Raw genomic sequence first — 15,690 nt, forward strand, 5'->3', positions numbered from 1 at the left:
CCAACGTTAACGTGCGGTTTTGTACGCGCAAATTTTTCTTTAGCCATTTTTAACTCCGTTTATTCCTAGCTTCGCCTTAACCGGCTGACTTGGCGCGGACTTCGTCCGCGACAGCCTGCGGCACGTCGGCGTAATGATCAAACTGCATCACGAACTGGGCACGACCCTGGGACATGGAACGCAGCGTGTTGACGTAACCGAACATGTTTGCCAGCGGGACATAAGCCGTGACGACACGCGCGATACCGCGAGAGTCCATGTCACGAACCTGGCCACGACGGCTGTTCAGATCGCCAATGATGTCGCCCATATATTCTTCAGGGGTCACTGCCTCGACCTTCATGATCGGCTCGAGAAGCTTCGGACGAGCTTTTGCGAGACCTTCACGGAAGGCAGCACGAGCAGCAATTTCAAAGGCCATCACACTGGAATCGACGTCATGGTAGGCGCCGTCGGTCAGGGTGATGGTGAAATCGGTAACCGGGAAACCTGCGATCACGCCATTGGGCAATGAACTTTCGAGGCCTTTTGCGACACCCGGAATGTATTCCTTCGGAACGTTACCGCCAACGACGGTGTCTTTGAAGGAGTATCCGCTGCCCGGTTCACCCGGCGTGAAGGTTAATTTGATGCGGGCGAACTGACCCGAACCACCAGACTGCTTCTTGTGGGTGTAATCAATATCGACCGTCTGCGAGATGGTTTCGCGATAGGCAACCTGCGGGGCACCAACGTTTGCTTCGACCTTGAACTCACGTTTCATACGGTCGACGATGATGTCGAGATGCAGTTCGCCCATACCCGAAATAATGGTCTGACCCGATTCGTGGTCGGTCTTGACACGGAAAGACGGATCTTCCTGTGCCAGACGTGCCAGAGCCATCCCCATCTTTTCCTGGTCAGCCTTGGTTTTCGGCTCAACAGCAATTTCGATGACGGGATCGGGAAATTCCATCCGCTCGAGAATGATCGGCTTAACCGTGTCACACAGCGTGTCACCAGTGGTGGTATCTTTCATACCAACCAGTGCCACAATGTCACCCGAGCAAGCGTATTTGATTTCTTCACGGTTGTTTGAATGCATAAGCAGCATCCGACCGATACGTTCTTTTTTCTCTTTAACAGAGTTCAGAACGTAGGAACCGGCTTCAAGAACACCCGAATAGATCCGGATAAAGGTAAGCGAGCCGACGAACGGGTCACTCATGATCTTGAAAGCAAGTGCCGAGAAAGGTGCTTCGTCGGTCAGCGGGCGTGAATCGGGCTCATCTTCGGTACCCGGCTTGATGCCGCGAACGTCGGTGAGGTCATCCGGTGCCGGCATATAATCAAGAACAGCGTCGAGCAGCGGCTGCACGCCCTTGTTCTTGAACGCCGTCCCCAGAAGGACCGGAACCAGCTTGCTGGCCAGCGTACCCTTACGAATGCATGCTTTGAGCGTTTCTTCGGAAGGCATGTCGCCTTCCAGATATGCTTCCATCGCAGCTTCGTCAAAGTCGACAGCACTTTCGATCAGCATCTCACGATATTCGGCCACTTGGTCAACCAGAGACTCACGAACATCGCGATATTCGAACTCGGCGCCAAGGGATTCGTCTTTCCAGACGATTTCCTTGTTAAGCACCAGATCGACAACGCCTTCGAATTCAGCTTCGGAACCAATCGGCAACTGCAACACAGCCGTGTTGGCACCGAGACGTTCCTTCATCATTTCAACGCAGTTAAAGAAATCCGCGCCGGTACGGTCCATCTTGTTGACAAAACACATCCGCGGGACGTGATATTTGTCAGCCTGACGCCATACGGTTTCAGTCTGCGGTTCAACGCCGGAGACGGCGTCGAAAACCGCACACGCACCATCGAGCACGCGCAGCGAACGTTCAACTTCAATCGTGAAGTCAACGTGGCCGGGCGTATCGATGATGTTGATGCGGTGATCTTTCCAAAAACAGGTCGTCGCGGCCGACGTAATTGTAATGCCGCGTTCCTGTTCCTGTTCCATCCAGTCCATCGTAGCGGCGCCGTCATGGACTTCGCCGATTTTGTAGGACTTGCCAGTGTAAAATAGAATTCGCTCGGTTGTCGTGGTTTTACCGGCATCAATGTGCGCCATGATGCCGATATTGCGATACCGAGAGATCGGAGTACGTTCTACCATAATCGACTCTTGATCTTTGGGTCTGGGTTACCAGCGATAATGAGCGAAAGCCTTGTTGGCTTCGGCCATACGATGGGTATCTTCGCGCTTCTTGACAGCGGTGCCACGATTGTTGGCAGCATCCATCAATTCACCAGCGAGACGACCAATCATGGTGGTTTCGGAACGCTTGCGCGCCGCATCCACCAGCCAGCGAATGGCCAGTGCCTGACGACGTTCAGTACGAACTTCAACCGGAACCTGATAGGTAGCACCGCCTACACGACGCGAGCGAACTTCGACGTTCGGTTTCACGTTGTCCATGGCGTCATGGAACTGGGCAACGGGATCGCCGCCTTTTGTTTCCATGATGTCAAATGCACCATAAACGATCTTTTCTGCAGCCGATTTTTTACCATCGAGCATCAGACCATTCATGAATTTGGTCAGAACCTTATCGCCATATTTGGCGTCAGGGAGTACTTCGCGCTTCTCAGCAGCGTGACGACGTGACATTCAATGCGCTCCTTATTTCGGACGCTTCGCGCCGTATTTCGAACGACGCTGCTTACGGTCTTTAACACCCTGTGTATCAAGGGTACCGCGAATAATGTGGTAACGCACACCCGGCAAATCCTTTACGCGGCCGCCACGAATCATGACGACTGAGTGTTCTTGCAGGTTATGACCTTCACCAGGAATATAGCTGGTTACTTCGTAGCCGTTGGTCAAACGAACACGGGCAACCTTACGAAGAGCCGAGTTAGGCTTCTTCGGAGTCGTGGTGTAAACACGGGTGCATACGCCGCGCTTTTGCGGGCAGGCTTCCAGTGCAGGCACCATATCGCGCTGAGAGCGCGGTGACCGCGACTTGCGGATCAACTGGTTAATTGTAGGCATTAACTTTCCTTTTTGCCTTAACGGACGCCACTTGGGCGTAGCTTTATCGACGCACGACGAGCGACCGCCTTGCTTTTACCAAGATGGCAAAAACATTGCGGACGCCCAAAAAAGCAGGAACAAACCTGCCTCGACGGCCGTCAAAGTCGCTTGATGCGACGGAAGGGCGCCTCAGCCCGGAACCTTTATCGGCACCGACACAAAAACACCCCCCAATATTCGGTGGGCGCATACTAGTGACGGGCCCATATCGCGTCAAGCAAAACCCTTGGAGCCATCGAGTTGGCGCTTCAAACGCCGAAACGAACCGGGGCGTCGATAAAAAATTCCCGGTTCGCCTCTGATTCTTTAACAACCTTGCGCGAAAACCTTACTCACCGGCAGGAAGACTCGGAGACTCGGATCCGCTTTGCGGTCCAAAGCTGTCGCCAATTTCTTCGCCTTCGGCTTCGAGCTGGATAATGCGATCCCGTTCGGTAGCAAGTGCGCGGAAGCGGTTCATCACCGCACCCGTCCCTGCCGGGATCAAACGACCAACGATCACGTTTTCTTTCAGGCCGATCAGCGTATCGGTCTTACCCGAAACAGCTGCTTCGGTCAGAACACGTGTGGTTTCCTGGAACGATGCCGCCGAGATGAAGGAATGGGTCTGCAGCGAAGCCTTCGTGATCCCCTGAAGGACCGGTGATGCCTCGGCCAGTTCGCCACCTTCACGTGCAACTTTGTCGTTTTCGGTATCGAAATCACCACGGTCGACAATTTCACCAACAAGAAGTGTCGTATCACCCGGTTTGGTGATTTCCACTTTCTGCAGCATCTGACGAACGATAACTTCAATATGCTTGTCGTTGATCTTCACGCCCTGCAACCGGTAAACTTCCTGGATTTCATTTACCAGATAGTCGGCCAGTGCGGGAACGCCCATAACCCGAAGAATGTCGTGCGGAACCGGTGAACCATCCATCAGAAGATCGCCACGTTCGACGAAGTCCCCTTCCTGAACGGCAAGATGCTTGCCTTTCGGGATCATGTATTCAACAGGTTCCAGACCGGCATCTTCATGCGGGTGCAAGATAACGCGACGTTTGTTCTTGTAATCCTTACCAAATTCAACGCGACCCGGAATATCGGCGATAATCGCGTGTTCTTTCGGCTTGCGGGCTTCGAACAGCTCGGCAACACGCGGCAGACCACCGGTGATGTCACGGGTTTTCGACCCTTCGCGCGGAATACGTGCCAGCACGTCACCGGCATTGACCTTCTGACCGTTTTCAACCGACAGAATTGCATCAACCGACAGGAAATAACGGGCTTCAAGGCCGTTATCAAGGTTGATGACCTCGCCACTTTCGTTACGCAAGGTAACACGTGGCTTAAGGTCCGAGGCCTTGGGCTGGCTCTTCCAGTCAATGACTGTCTTGGCACCAATACCTGTGGCTTCGTCATAGATTTCGCGAATGGTCGTCCCTTCGATCAGGTCGACATAGTTCACGTAACCTTCTTTTTCGGTGATGATCGGCAGGGTGTACGGATCCCATTCGGCCAGTTTCTGGCCGCGTGTGATCTGTGCCCCGTCTTCGGTCAGCAACTTCGCACCATACGGCACACGGAATTTCGCGCGTTCACGACCGTTCTTGTCGATCAGCAGAATTTCCATGTTCCGCGCCATCACAATGTTCACGCCCTTGGAGTTGGTCACCACGGCGTAATTCTTGATTTTGGCGGTCGAGTCGAAGTTGGCTTCAACGCCGGACACTTCTGCGCCACGCTGTGCCGCGCCACCAATGTGGAACGTACGCATGGTCAGCTGGGTACCAGGTTCACCGATCGACTGTGCGGCGATAACACCGACAGCTTCACCGATATTCACCGTGGTCCCGCGTGCAAGGTCACGACCGTAGCAATGGCCGCAAACACCGGTTTCGGCATCACATGTCAGCACAGAACGAATACGGGCGGCTTCGACACCGGCCTTTTCGATCTTGTCGAGATGGTCTTCGACAACCATTTCGTTTTTGCCCACGATTTCTTTGCCGGTTGCCGGATCAATGATCGCATCAGCCGTGTAACGACCGAGAATACGATCCGACAGGGTTTCGATGACTTCGCCCGAGTCAACCACTGCCGCAATATCAAGGCCCCGTTCGGTGCCGCAATCGTGCTGGGTAATGATCGAGTCCTGGGCCACGTCAACGAGACGACGGGTCAGATAACCGGAGTTTGCCGTTTTCAGCGCCGTATCAGCCAGACCCTTACGGGCACCGTGAGTGGAGTTGAAGTACTCCTGCACGGTCAGGCCTTCTTTAAAGTTCGAAATGATCGGCGTTTCAATGATCGAGCCATCCGGCTTTGCCATCAAACCGCGCATGGCGGCGAGCTGACGCATCTGGGCAGCAGAACCACGGGCACCGGAGTGCGCCATCATGTAAACAGAGTTGATCTGGTTGCCTGCCTTGGTTGCCGAAATGCCCTTCATCATGGCTTCGGAAACGTCGTCAGTACATTGCGACCAGGCGTCAACCACCTTGTTGTATTTTTCACCACGGGTGATCAGGCCGTCCTGGTACTGCTGTTCGTATTCCTTGACCTTGTCATGGGTCGCGTTAACCAGCGGTTCCTTGGCTTCAGGAATGACCATGTCATCCTTGCCAAAGGAAATACCGGAACGGCATGCCCAGTTAAAGCCAAGGCCCATCAAACGGTCAGCAAAGATAACCGTCTCTTTCTGACCACAGTGACGATAGACAACATCCATCACGTTGGAGATGTCTTTTTTGGTCAGAAGTTTGTTGATGATCGAGAACGGAATACGCGGATGACGCGGCAACAGTTCCGAGAGCAGCATACGACCAGCAGTCGTCTGCACACGCATCGTGATCGGTTCGTTATTGGCATCAACGGTGTGATACCGGGCATTGACCTTGGAATGCAGGCCGACAGCGCCGGAATCAAGGGCTTGCTCGATCTCGGCGATATCAACAAATGACATCCCCTCGCCCGGCTCGCCTTCACCATCCATCGAAATATAATACAGCCCCAACACAATATCCTGAGACGGCACAATAATCGGGCGACCCGATGCCGGTGACAGGATGTTGTTGGTCGACATCATCAGGGTACGGGCTTCAAGCTGGGCTTCAAGCGACAGCGGCACGTGAACGGCCATCTGGTCACCATCGAAGTCGGCGTTGAAAGCGGTACATACCAGCGGATGAAGCTGAATAGCCTTGCCTTCGATCAGGGTAGGTTCGAACGCCTGGATGCCCAAACGGTGCAAGGTCGGCGCACGGTTAAGCATGACCGGATGTTCGCGGATAACCTGTTCAAGGATATCCCAGACTTCCGGGCGTTCTTTTTCGACCATACGCTTGGCAGCCTTGATCGTGGTCGCCATGCCGTACAGTTCAAGTTTCGCATAAACGAACGGCTTGAACAGTTCGAGCGCCATTTTCTTTGGCAAACCGCACTGGTGCAGTTTCAGGTTCGGGCCCACGGTAATAACCGAACGACCGGAATAGTCGACGCGTTTACCCAAAAGGTTCTGACGGAAACGACCCTGCTTGCCCTTGAGCATGTCAGACATCGATTTCAGCGGACGTTTGTTGGCACCCGTGATCGGGCGGCCACGACGACCGTTGTCAAACAGCGCATCGACCGATTCCTGAAGCATACGCTTTTCGTTACGCACGATAATATCGGGCGCACGCAGTTCGATCAGGCGTTTCAGGCGGTTATTACGGTTGATCACGCGACGGTACAGATCGTTAAGATCCGACGTTGCGAAACGACCGCCATCAAGCGGAACCAGCGGGCGCAGTTCTGGCGGAATGACCGGAATAACTTCCAGGATCATCCATTCAGGACGGGCACCGGAATCGCGGAAAGCTTCAATCAGCTTAAGACGCTTGACCAGCTTTTTACGCTTGGCTTCCGAGTTGGTTTCCTTGAGATCGATTTTGGCGACTTCGTATTCGTCTTCCAGATCGATCGCAGCCAGCATGTCGCGAATGGCTTCAGCACCGATACCGGCACGGAAACTGTCTTCGCCGTATTCTTCCTGTGCCGTGGTGAACTGGTCTTCGTTGAGAAGTTCACCCATTTTAAGCGGGGTCAGACCCGGCTCGATAACGACATAGCTTTCAAAATACAGAATACGCTCAAGATCCTTGAGCATCATGTCAAGCAACAGACCAAGGCGGCTTGGCAGGGATTTCATGAACCAGATATGCGCAACAGGTGCGGCCAGTTCAATATGTCCCATGCGTTCACGACGCACTTTGGCCAGCGTTACTTCAACGCCGCATTTTTCGCAGATAATCCCGCGGTATTTCATCCGCTTGTACTTGCCGCACAAGCATTCGTAATCCTTCACCGGACCAAAAATGCGCGCACAGAACAGACCGTCGCGCTCCGGTTTGAAAGTCCGGTAGTTGATGGTCTCCGGCTTCTTGATTTCACCAAAAGACCAGGAGCGAATACGCTCCGGGCTGGCGATCTGAATGCGGATCTGATCGAAGCTTTGGGTGCCCTGGGGCTGCCCGAAGATCTTCATCAACTCGTTCATAAAGGCTCTCCCGCTATGCCCGGCCGCGCCGGGTTTCGCCAATTTCAGGCCGAAAGATGCAATGGCGGACGAAGCACGCTTCGCCCGCCCTGATTTTAGTAGTCTTCCTGCTCAAGCTCAACATTGAGACCAAGCGACCGGAGTTCCTTAACAAGAACGTTAAAGGATTCCGGAATACCGGCTTCAAAGGTGTCTTCGCCGCGAACAATAGCTTCATAGACCTTGGTACGGCCTGAAACGTCATCCGACTTGACAGTCAGCATTTCCTGCAAGGTGTATGCAGCGCCATATGCTTCAAGCGCCCACACTTCCATTTCCCCGAAACGCTGGCCACCGAACTGTGCCTTACCACCCAGCGGCTGCTGGGTAACAAGCGAGTACGGCCCAATGGAACGGGCGTGGATCTTGTCGTCGACAAGGTGGTGCAGCTTCAACATATAGATGTAGCCAACAGTCACTTTGCGATGGAATTTCTCGCCGGTACGGCCATCATAAAGATCGACCTGGCCCGAACTGTCAAAACCTGCCTTTTCCAGCATGCGAACCACATCAGGTTCACGTGCCCCGTCAAATACCGGCGTTGCCATCGGTACACCACGGCGCAGATTGTTGCCAAGCTCGATCACTTCACCGTCGCTCAATTCCTTGATGCCGGTAACGTATGATTCGTCTTCATAAACGTCGTTAAGCTTGCCGCGCAGTTCTTCCATCGATGTACGCTGATCAAGAACACCATCGACCATGTTGCCGATCTGCTCGCCCAGACCACGTGAGGCCCAGCCAAGATGTGTTTCAAGAATCTGACCAACGTTCATACGTGAAGGAACACCCAGCGGGTTCAGCACGATATCAACCGGCGTCCCGTCTTCAAGGTGCGGCATGTCTTCCATCGGCATGATGCGCGACACAACACCCTTGTTCCCATGACGGCCGGCCATTTTATCGCCCGGCTGCATTTTACGCTTCACAGCAACAAAGACTTTAACCATCTTCATCACGCCCGGCGGCAATTCGTCACCGGCCTGAAGCTTGTCAACCTTGTCGTCGAAACGGGCCTGAAGAACCTTGATCGATTCTTCGAACTGTTTCTTGAGCGCTTCGATGTCGGACATCACATTGTCGTCACCAACGGCGATCTGGCGCCACAGGCCACGGGCAATACCCGCCAGGCTGTCTTCGGTAATCGTGCCGACCAGGCTTTTCGGACCATCAACAATGGTCTGACCCAGCAACAGATTTTTCAAACGGCCATAGAAGTTACGTTCGAGGATTGAGCGTTCATCGTCACGGTCCAGTGCCAGACGTTCGATTTCCGAACGTTCAATGGCCAGGGCACGTTCGTCCTTGTCCACGCCACGGCGCGAAAAAACACGAACTTCAACGATGGTACCAAACTGTCCCGGCGGAACACGCAGCGACGTATCACGTACGTCAGAAGCTTTTTCACCGAAGATGGCACGCAGAAGTTTTTCTTCCGGTGTCATCGGGCTTTCACCCTTCGGCGTCACCTTGCCAACCAGAATATCGCCTGGTTTGATTTCCGCGCCGATGTAAACAATCCCTGCCTCGTCGAGGTTTTTCAGGGCTTCTTCACCAACGTTGGGAATGTCACGGGTGATTTCTTCCTGACCCAGCTTGGTATCACGGGCCATGACTTCGAATTCCTCGATATGGATCGAGGTATAGACGTCATCGCGGGCAATACGTTCTGAAAGCAGGATCGAATCTTCGAAGTTGTAACCATTCCACGGCATGAACGCGACCAGCACGTTCCGGCCAAGGGCCAGTTCACCCATGTCGGTGCAAGGACCGTCAGAGATGATGTCGCCCTTTTCAACGGCGTCACCAACCTTGACCAGCGGCTTCTGGTTGATACAGCTGCCCTGGTTCGACCGCTGATATTTACGCAAAGTGTAAATATCCACGCCCGATGCAGAGGCGGCAATATCGCCAGTGGCACGGATCACCATACGGGTGGCGTCAACCGATTCAACAACACCGTCGCGACGCGCGATCAGGGTCGCCCCTGAATCACGTGCCACCGGCACTTCCATGCCAGTCCCGACATACGGTGCTTCAGAGCGGATCAACGGAACCGCCTGACGCTGCATGTTCGAGCCCATCAGGGCGCGGTTGGCGTCATCGTTTTCCAGGAACGGGATCAGGGCCGAAGCCACAGAAACCAGCTGTTTTGGCGAAACGTCCATCAGGTCGATTTCTTCTTCGCGCGCCATCAGATGGTCACCCGCTTTACGGGTATTGATCAGTTCGTTGGCAAAGCGGAAATCATCGGTCAGCGGTTCGTTGGCCTGGGCGATAACGTAACGCCCTTCCTCGATTGCCGACAGATAGATCACTTCCGAGGTCACAGTCCCGTCGACAACCTTACGATACGGGCTTTCGATAAAGCCGTACTGGTTGACGCGGGCAAAGGTCGCCAGCGAGTTGATCAGACCAATGTTCGGACCTTCCGGGGTTTCAACCGGGCAGATACGACCATAATGGGTCGGATGCACGTCACGAACTTCAAAGCCGGCACGCTCACGGGTCAAACCACCCGGCCCAAGCGCAGACAGGCGACGCTTGTGGGTAATTTCCGAAAGCGGATTGGTCTGATCCATAAACTGCGACAGCTGCGACGAGCCGAAGAATTCACGAACAGCAGCCGCAACCGGCTTGGCATTGATCAGGTCATGGGGCATGACGTTGTCGATCTCGACCGAGCTCATACGCTCGCGGATCGCACGTTCCATACGCAACAGACCAACACGGAACTGGTTTTCCATCAGTTCGCCCACAGAACGAACACGACGGTTGCCAAGATGATCGATGTCGTCGATTTCGCCACGACCGTCTTTCAGGTCGATCAGAACACGCACAACACCAAGAATATCTTCGCGGCGCAACACACGCACCGTATCGGGGCATTCCAGATTAAGACGCGCATTCATCTTCACACGCCCGACGGCGGAAAGATCATAGCGTTCCGGATCAAAGAACAGGCCCTTGAACATGGCCTCCGCACCTTCGATCGTCGGCGGCTCACCCGGGCGCATGACACGGTAGATGTCGACCAGCGCTTCTTCACGGTTGCTGTTTTTATCCAGCGCGACCGTGTTGCGCAAATAGGCCCCAACGGTGTTGTGATCGATCAGCAACAGGCGAACGGTATCAACACCCCATTCGCGAAGCTGTTCAAACACACCTTCGGTCAGCTCGTGACCTGCTTCGGCGCGGATTTCTCCGGTATCGCCATCAAGCAGATCTTCGGCCATGTAACCGCCGTTAAGCTGTTCTTCAGGCACCAGGATCTGTTTAACGCCCTGTTCAACAATTTTGGTTGCTGAACGTTTGGTAATCTTGGTCCCGGCAGCGGCAACAACTTCACCACTTTCAGCATCAAGAAGATCAAACAGCAATTTCTGGCCGATATAGCGTTCGACATCAAAATCGGTGACCCAGCCATTACCGGTCCGGCGATATTCAGCCGATTCATAGTAATAGTTCAGAATTTCTTCCGGGGTCAGACCTTCGATTTCCGACGGATCGACAGAACGGCCTTCTTCGGCACGCTGTGCGCGAAGCTGCTGCGATTCTTCGTTTTCCAGCGCCATCAAAAGTGTGGTTGCCGGCAGTTTGCGGCGACGGTCAATACGCACATACAGTACGTCCTTGGCATCGAATTCAAAATCGAGCCATGAACCACGATACGGGATCACACGTGCAGAAAACAGATACTTGCCAGAGCTGTGGGTCTTGCCCTTGTCATGGTCGAAGAATACGCCAGGCGAACGGTGCATCTGGGAGACGATAACACGCTCGGTGCCGTTCACGATAAAGGTGCCGTGTTCGGTCATGAGCGGCATATCGCCCATGTACACGTCCTGCTCCTTGATATCGCGAATTGAACGCGCACCGGTGTCTTCGTCGATATCCCAAACGACCAAACGCAGCGTAACGCGCAAAGGCGCGGCAAATGTCATGCCGCGCTGGCCGCATTCCTCGGTGTCGTATTTCGGCTGTTCCAGCTCGAAAGATACGAATTCAAGGGTCGCTCGTTCCGAAAAGTCTTTAATCGGAAAGACGCTTTTGAAGACTTCTTGCAGACCCGTATCACTCCGCTGTTCGCGGGGAATGCCGGTTTGCAAAAACTTCACGTAAGAATTCTTCTGAACCTCGATGAGGTTCGGGAGCGGAGCGACTTCGCTGATCCGTCCAAAGCTCTTGCGAATGCGCTTTCGACCAGTAAAGGACTTATCCATCATCGTTCCTTTAATCGCGCCTCCCCACACCGTCCGAACCCGTCGCCGTTGCCCGTGCCTTATTTAGAAAGCATACAGCACAACGACGCCCGAGCCCCGTACGGGGCGGGCGTTACTTAAATATGACCGCGGATGTTATCTGACATCCAACATGAATAGAGATCACAGATCCCTCGGCTGTCGACGCCGCCAAAGATAACCCTTGGCAAAAACAGTTTGGCACTATGTATGATTACCTTTGGCAGCGTCAACCGTTAAATTTCCCTTTCGCGCCCTGCGGCCGTCAAAAATATTTTCCGCAGAGACGGATAGGTCGGCGTCCCGTAGGAACGCCGACCCAAACTTTGGCAAAAGCCGTCGATTATTTGAGTTCGACGGTTGCGCCAGCTTCTTCAAGCTTTTTCTTGATGGTCTCGGCTTCGTCTTTCGACGCGCCTTCTTTGACCGCTTTCGGTGCGCCTTCGACCAGGTCTTTGGCTTCTTTCAGACCAAGACCGGTGATTGCGCGGACTTCTTTAATGACGTTGATTTTCTTGTCGCCAGCGGCGGTCAGAATAACGTCAAATTCGGTCTTTTCTTCAGCGGCTTCAGCAACTGCGCCACCGGCAGCAGCAGCAGCAACCGGAGCAGCGGCAGAAACGCCCCATTCTTCTTCGAGAAGTTTGGAAAGTTCAGCAGCTTCGATAACGGTAAGCTTTGAAAGCTCTTCGACGAGTGCCTTAAGATCGGCCATTTTGATAACTCCTAGGCTTGAACTTGGTAGTAATAAGGAAAAAGAGGGTTACGCGGCTTCGCCTTTTTCGGCGTATGCCTTGAGCACCTGTGCGATCTGGGCCGCCGGCTTGGAAGTCAGCGTAGCGATACGCTGTGCCGGGGTCTGGATCATGCCAACCAGTTTTGCGCGCAGTTCGTCGAGCGACGGCAGTTCTGCAAGGGCTTTAACACCCCGTTCATCGAGAACCAGTTCGCCGAGACCACCAGCAACGAGAACGAGTTTCTCGTTTGCTTTGGCAAAGGTAGCGGCTACTTTTGCAGCTGCAGCCGGGTCCGCCGAATAGGCGATCGCGGTCGGGCCGGTAAAGTATTCCGCCAGGTTAGCAAATTTGGTGCCTTCCAGAGCAAGTCGCGTAAGCCGGTTTTTGGTGACCTTGAAGCCCGCACCAGCTTGACGCATCTGTGCACGAAGAGCGGTAATTTCAGCGACAGTCAAACCCTTGTACTGGGTAATGATGACGCCTTCCGCAGCTTCGAACACTTCGCGCATTTCTGCTACGAACTGTTGTTTTTCATCGCGGTTCACAATCAGTCTCCGACATTTGCTTTTTGCCCTGAACCCCGAAGGGTTCACAGACGTGACCAGTTCACAGGAACCGGTCGATGACGCCCGTCCGTTTGCCAGATGTTCAAGCCTTAAGAAAAGCCCCGAAGGGGAAATTCAAGAACCGGAACCTCTGCCTATGCAGGACATTAAGAGCAACCAGATGTTACCCCCCTGCAGTCTGGGACAGACAGGTAGAGAGGGGTGTAACCCCCTCCCCGGCAACCGGCCCGCCCGAAAGCAGACCGGAAACTTTAAATTCTTAGTTCGATGCGATATCAGGCACCGAAAGCTTCACGCCAGCGCCCATGGTGGAGCTGACAGCAGCGCGCTGCAGGTAGATGCCTTTGGCACCGGCCGGCTTTGCCTTGACAATCGCGGAAACGAATGCCTTGACGTTTTCAACCAGCTGTTCTTCGCTGAAAGATGCCTTGCCCACGCCAGCGTGAACCAGACCGTTCTTTTCAGCGCGAAACTGAACCTGACCGGCTTTTGCATCGGCAACAGCCTTGGCAACATCCATGGTCACAGTACCCAGTTTCGGGTTCGGCATCAGGCCGCGCGGGCCGAGAACCTTACCGAGACGACCAACAAAAGCCATCATATCCGGGGTTGCAATAACGCGATCATAATTCAGATCGCCGCCCTGCATTGCGGTCAGAAGGTCTTCGGCACCAACGGTATCAGCACCGGCTTTAAGCGCTTCTTCTGCTTTTGCGTCTTTGGCAAAAACAGCGACGCGCATGGTTTTACCGGTACCGTGCGGCAGCGACACCACACCACGGACCATCTGGTCTGCGTGACGCGGGTCAACACCCAAATTCATTGCAATTTCAACAGTTTCGTCGAATTTTGCTTTTGCACCATCTTTGACAAGCTTGATAGCAGCAGCAAGTTCGTACTGTTTATTACGATCGACACCCTCATAGGCCAGGGCAAGGCGCTTACCAGTTTTGGCCATCGTCTTACTCCACAACCTCAAGACCCATAGCACGGGCCGAGCCTTCGATCATTGACATTGCGCCTTCGATGTCGACCGCATTGAGGTCGGTCATCTTGGCTTCAGCAATTTCCTGCACCTGGGCTTTGGTCACTTTACCGACAAAGCCTTTGCCAGTGGTGCCTGAGCCCTTGGCAATACCCGCTGCTTTACGCAGGAAGTATGATGCCGGCGGGGTTTTGCTGACGAAACTGAATGAACGGTCTGCATAAACCGTGATCACAACAGGAATCGGCATACCGGGTTCCATCTGCTGGGTAGCAGCATTGAACGCCTTGCAGAATTCCATGATGTTTACGCCGCGCTGACCCAGAGCCGGGCCGACAGGCGGTGACGGGTTGGCTTTACCAGCAGCAATCTGCAGCTTGATATAGCCTGTAATCTTTTTGGCCATTTTATGTACCTCTTACAGAAGCGCGCGGTCCGGCCATGGCTGACCTCCCGCGCTCGAAAAACCGGCTGCATGACACAGCCGGAAACTTTAAAGATCGATCAGACCTTTTCGACCTGGGAAAATTCCAGCTCGACCGGGGTTGAGCGACCAAAGATCGAGACCGACACCTTAAGGCGCGACCGTTCTTCATCGACCCCTTCAACCACACCGGCAAAGGTTGCAAACGGACCATCAGAAACCCGGACTTCTTCACCAACTTCAAAGCTGATGGTGGATTTCGGACGATCAACGCCTTCTTGCACCTGATGCAGAATATGCTGCGCTTCCTTTTCGGAAATCGGCATCGGCTTGCCACGGCTGCCGAGAAAATCGGTAACCTTGGCGGTATTTTTAACCAGATGCCAGCTTTCGTCAGTCAGCTGCATTTTCAAAAGCACATAGCCCGGAAAAAACTTGCGCTCGGCATTGATTTTGCTACCACGACGCATTTCAACGATTTCTTCGGTCGGCACCAGAACTTCAGCAATCTCGCCATCCAGCCCTTTTTTAACGGACTGTTCGCGGATCGACTGGGCGACCTTTTTTTCGAAACCGGAATGGACGTGCAGGACGTACCAGCGATGCTCTGCCATATCAGCCCCCGACACCAAAGATCAACTTGACGCCAAAGGCAAGAAGCTGATCAACGACAAAAAAGAAAACAGACGCAAAGGCCACCATGACAAACACCATGAGGGTCGATACGGTCGTTTCCTTGCGGGTCGGCCAGCTGACCTTGCGGGCTTCCTGGCGAACCTGTTGTACGAATTGTGCCGGTGACGTTTTAGCCATTGTCGGGTATATACCGTTTCAAATGCTTATTAAATTCTGCCCGGAAAAAATGGCAGGAGCGGAGGGACTCGAACCCACGGCCCTCGGTTTTGGAGACCGATGCTCTACCAACTGAGCTACACTCCTATAATCTCATCAGAAACAGTTGGTAACCAATTTTGTTTCCAATGCTTCCCCATCCGGGTGACGGGGTGTGCGGGCGGCTTATATCCGCCCGCACATCAAAGATCAAGCATCTATTCGATGCGAAATCACAAATTATTCAATGATCTTTGCAACGACGC

Annotated in this window: 11 protein-coding genes and 1 tRNA gene; all 12 read right to left on the minus strand. The window is 53.7% G+C overall.

What is annotated here, in order from left to right:
* Nucleotides 1–76 precede the first annotated feature (76 nt).
* Nucleotides 77–2,158: an elongation factor G gene (fusA, locus tag TMES_RS21480; RefSeq protein ID WP_085586464.1), complete on the minus strand. Its 2,082-nt coding sequence runs from the start codon at nucleotides 2,156–2,158 to the stop codon at nucleotides 77–79.
* Nucleotides 2,159–2,185: 27 nt separating this feature from the next.
* Nucleotides 2,186–2,653, minus strand: a complete 468-nt coding sequence (gene rpsG / locus TMES_RS21485; RefSeq protein ID WP_085586465.1) for a 30S ribosomal protein S7 — start codon at nucleotides 2,651–2,653, stop codon at nucleotides 2,186–2,188.
* A 12-nt stretch (nucleotides 2,654–2,665) separates the two neighbouring features.
* Nucleotides 2,666–3,037 (minus strand): 30S ribosomal protein S12, encoded by a 372-nt coding sequence (gene rpsL / locus TMES_RS21490; protein ID WP_073957450.1) that lies wholly within the window; start codon nucleotides 3,035–3,037, stop codon nucleotides 2,666–2,668.
* 370 nt (nucleotides 3,038–3,407) lie between these two features.
* Nucleotides 3,408–7,601, minus strand: coding sequence for a DNA-directed RNA polymerase subunit beta' (rpoC, locus tag TMES_RS21495; protein ID WP_085586467.1), 4,194 nt, complete (start codon nucleotides 7,599–7,601; stop codon nucleotides 3,408–3,410).
* Nucleotides 7,602–7,696: 95 nt separating this feature from the next.
* Nucleotides 7,697–11,863: a DNA-directed RNA polymerase subunit beta gene (rpoB, locus tag TMES_RS21500; protein ID WP_085586468.1), complete on the minus strand. Its 4,167-nt coding sequence runs from the start codon at nucleotides 11,861–11,863 to the stop codon at nucleotides 7,697–7,699.
* A 361-nt stretch (nucleotides 11,864–12,224) separates the two neighbouring features.
* Nucleotides 12,225–12,596 (minus strand): 50S ribosomal protein L7/L12, encoded by a 372-nt coding sequence (rplL, locus tag TMES_RS21505; RefSeq protein ID WP_085586470.1) that lies wholly within the window; start codon nucleotides 12,594–12,596, stop codon nucleotides 12,225–12,227.
* A gap of 48 nt (nucleotides 12,597–12,644) precedes the next feature.
* Nucleotides 12,645–13,163: a 50S ribosomal protein L10 gene (gene rplJ, locus TMES_RS21510; protein WP_085586472.1), complete on the minus strand. Its 519-nt coding sequence runs from the start codon at nucleotides 13,161–13,163 to the stop codon at nucleotides 12,645–12,647.
* A gap of 280 nt (nucleotides 13,164–13,443) precedes the next feature.
* Complete coding sequence (gene rplA, locus TMES_RS21515; protein ID WP_085586474.1) at nucleotides 13,444–14,142, minus strand: 50S ribosomal protein L1; 699 nt, start codon at nucleotides 14,140–14,142, stop codon at nucleotides 13,444–13,446.
* A 4-nt stretch (nucleotides 14,143–14,146) separates the two neighbouring features.
* Nucleotides 14,147–14,575: a 50S ribosomal protein L11 gene (gene rplK, locus TMES_RS21520; protein ID WP_085586475.1), complete on the minus strand. Its 429-nt coding sequence runs from the start codon at nucleotides 14,573–14,575 to the stop codon at nucleotides 14,147–14,149.
* Between the two features lie 98 nt (nucleotides 14,576–14,673).
* On the minus strand, nucleotides 14,674–15,207 hold the full coding sequence (nusG, locus tag TMES_RS21525; RefSeq protein WP_085586477.1) for a transcription termination/antitermination protein NusG: 534 nt from the start codon (nucleotides 15,205–15,207) through the stop codon (nucleotides 14,674–14,676).
* A 1-nt stretch (nucleotide 15,208) separates the two neighbouring features.
* Nucleotides 15,209–15,406 (minus strand): preprotein translocase subunit SecE, encoded by a 198-nt coding sequence (secE, locus tag TMES_RS21530; protein ID WP_085586479.1) that lies wholly within the window; start codon nucleotides 15,404–15,406, stop codon nucleotides 15,209–15,211.
* A 50-nt stretch (nucleotides 15,407–15,456) separates the two neighbouring features.
* A tRNA-Trp gene (locus tag TMES_RS21535) sits at nucleotides 15,457–15,532 on the minus strand.
* Between the last annotated feature and the right edge of the window lie 158 nt (nucleotides 15,533–15,690).

The sequence above is a fragment of the Thalassospira mesophila genome, assembly GCF_002115755.1.
Lineage (GTDB): Bacteria > Pseudomonadota > Alphaproteobacteria > Rhodospirillales > Thalassospiraceae > Thalassospira > Thalassospira mesophila.

Bases quoted from the DNA above. Each gene is read 5' to 3' on its own strand.
- fusA (WP_085586464.1), bottom strand. From the start codon at position 2,158: ATGGTAGAACGTACTCCGATCTCTCGGTATCGCAATATCGGCATCATG.
- rpsG (WP_085586465.1), bottom strand. From the start codon at position 2,653: ATGTCACGTCGTCACGCTGCTGAGAAGCGCGAAGTACTCCCTGACGCC.
- rpsL (WP_073957450.1), bottom strand. From the start codon at position 3,037: ATGCCTACAATTAACCAGTTGATCCGCAAGTCGCGGTCACCGCGCTCT.
- rpoC (WP_085586467.1), bottom strand. From the start codon at position 7,601: ATGAACGAGTTGATGAAGATCTTCGGGCAGCCCCAGGGCACCCAAAGC.
- rpoB (WP_085586468.1), bottom strand. From the start codon at position 11,863: ATGGATAAGTCCTTTACTGGTCGAAAGCGCATTCGCAAGAGCTTTGGA.
- rplL (WP_085586470.1), bottom strand. From the start codon at position 12,596: ATGGCCGATCTTAAGGCACTCGTCGAAGAGCTTTCAAAGCTTACCGTT.
- rplA (WP_085586474.1), bottom strand. From the start codon at position 14,142: ATGGCCAAAACTGGTAAGCGCCTTGCCCTGGCCTATGAGGGTGTCGAT.
- rplK (WP_085586475.1), bottom strand. From the start codon at position 14,575: ATGGCCAAAAAGATTACAGGCTATATCAAGCTGCAGATTGCTGCTGGT.
- nusG (WP_085586477.1), bottom strand. From the start codon at position 15,207: ATGGCAGAGCATCGCTGGTACGTCCTGCACGTCCATTCCGGTTTCGAA.
- secE (WP_085586479.1), bottom strand. From the start codon at position 15,406: ATGGCTAAAACGTCACCGGCACAATTCGTACAACAGGTTCGCCAGGAA.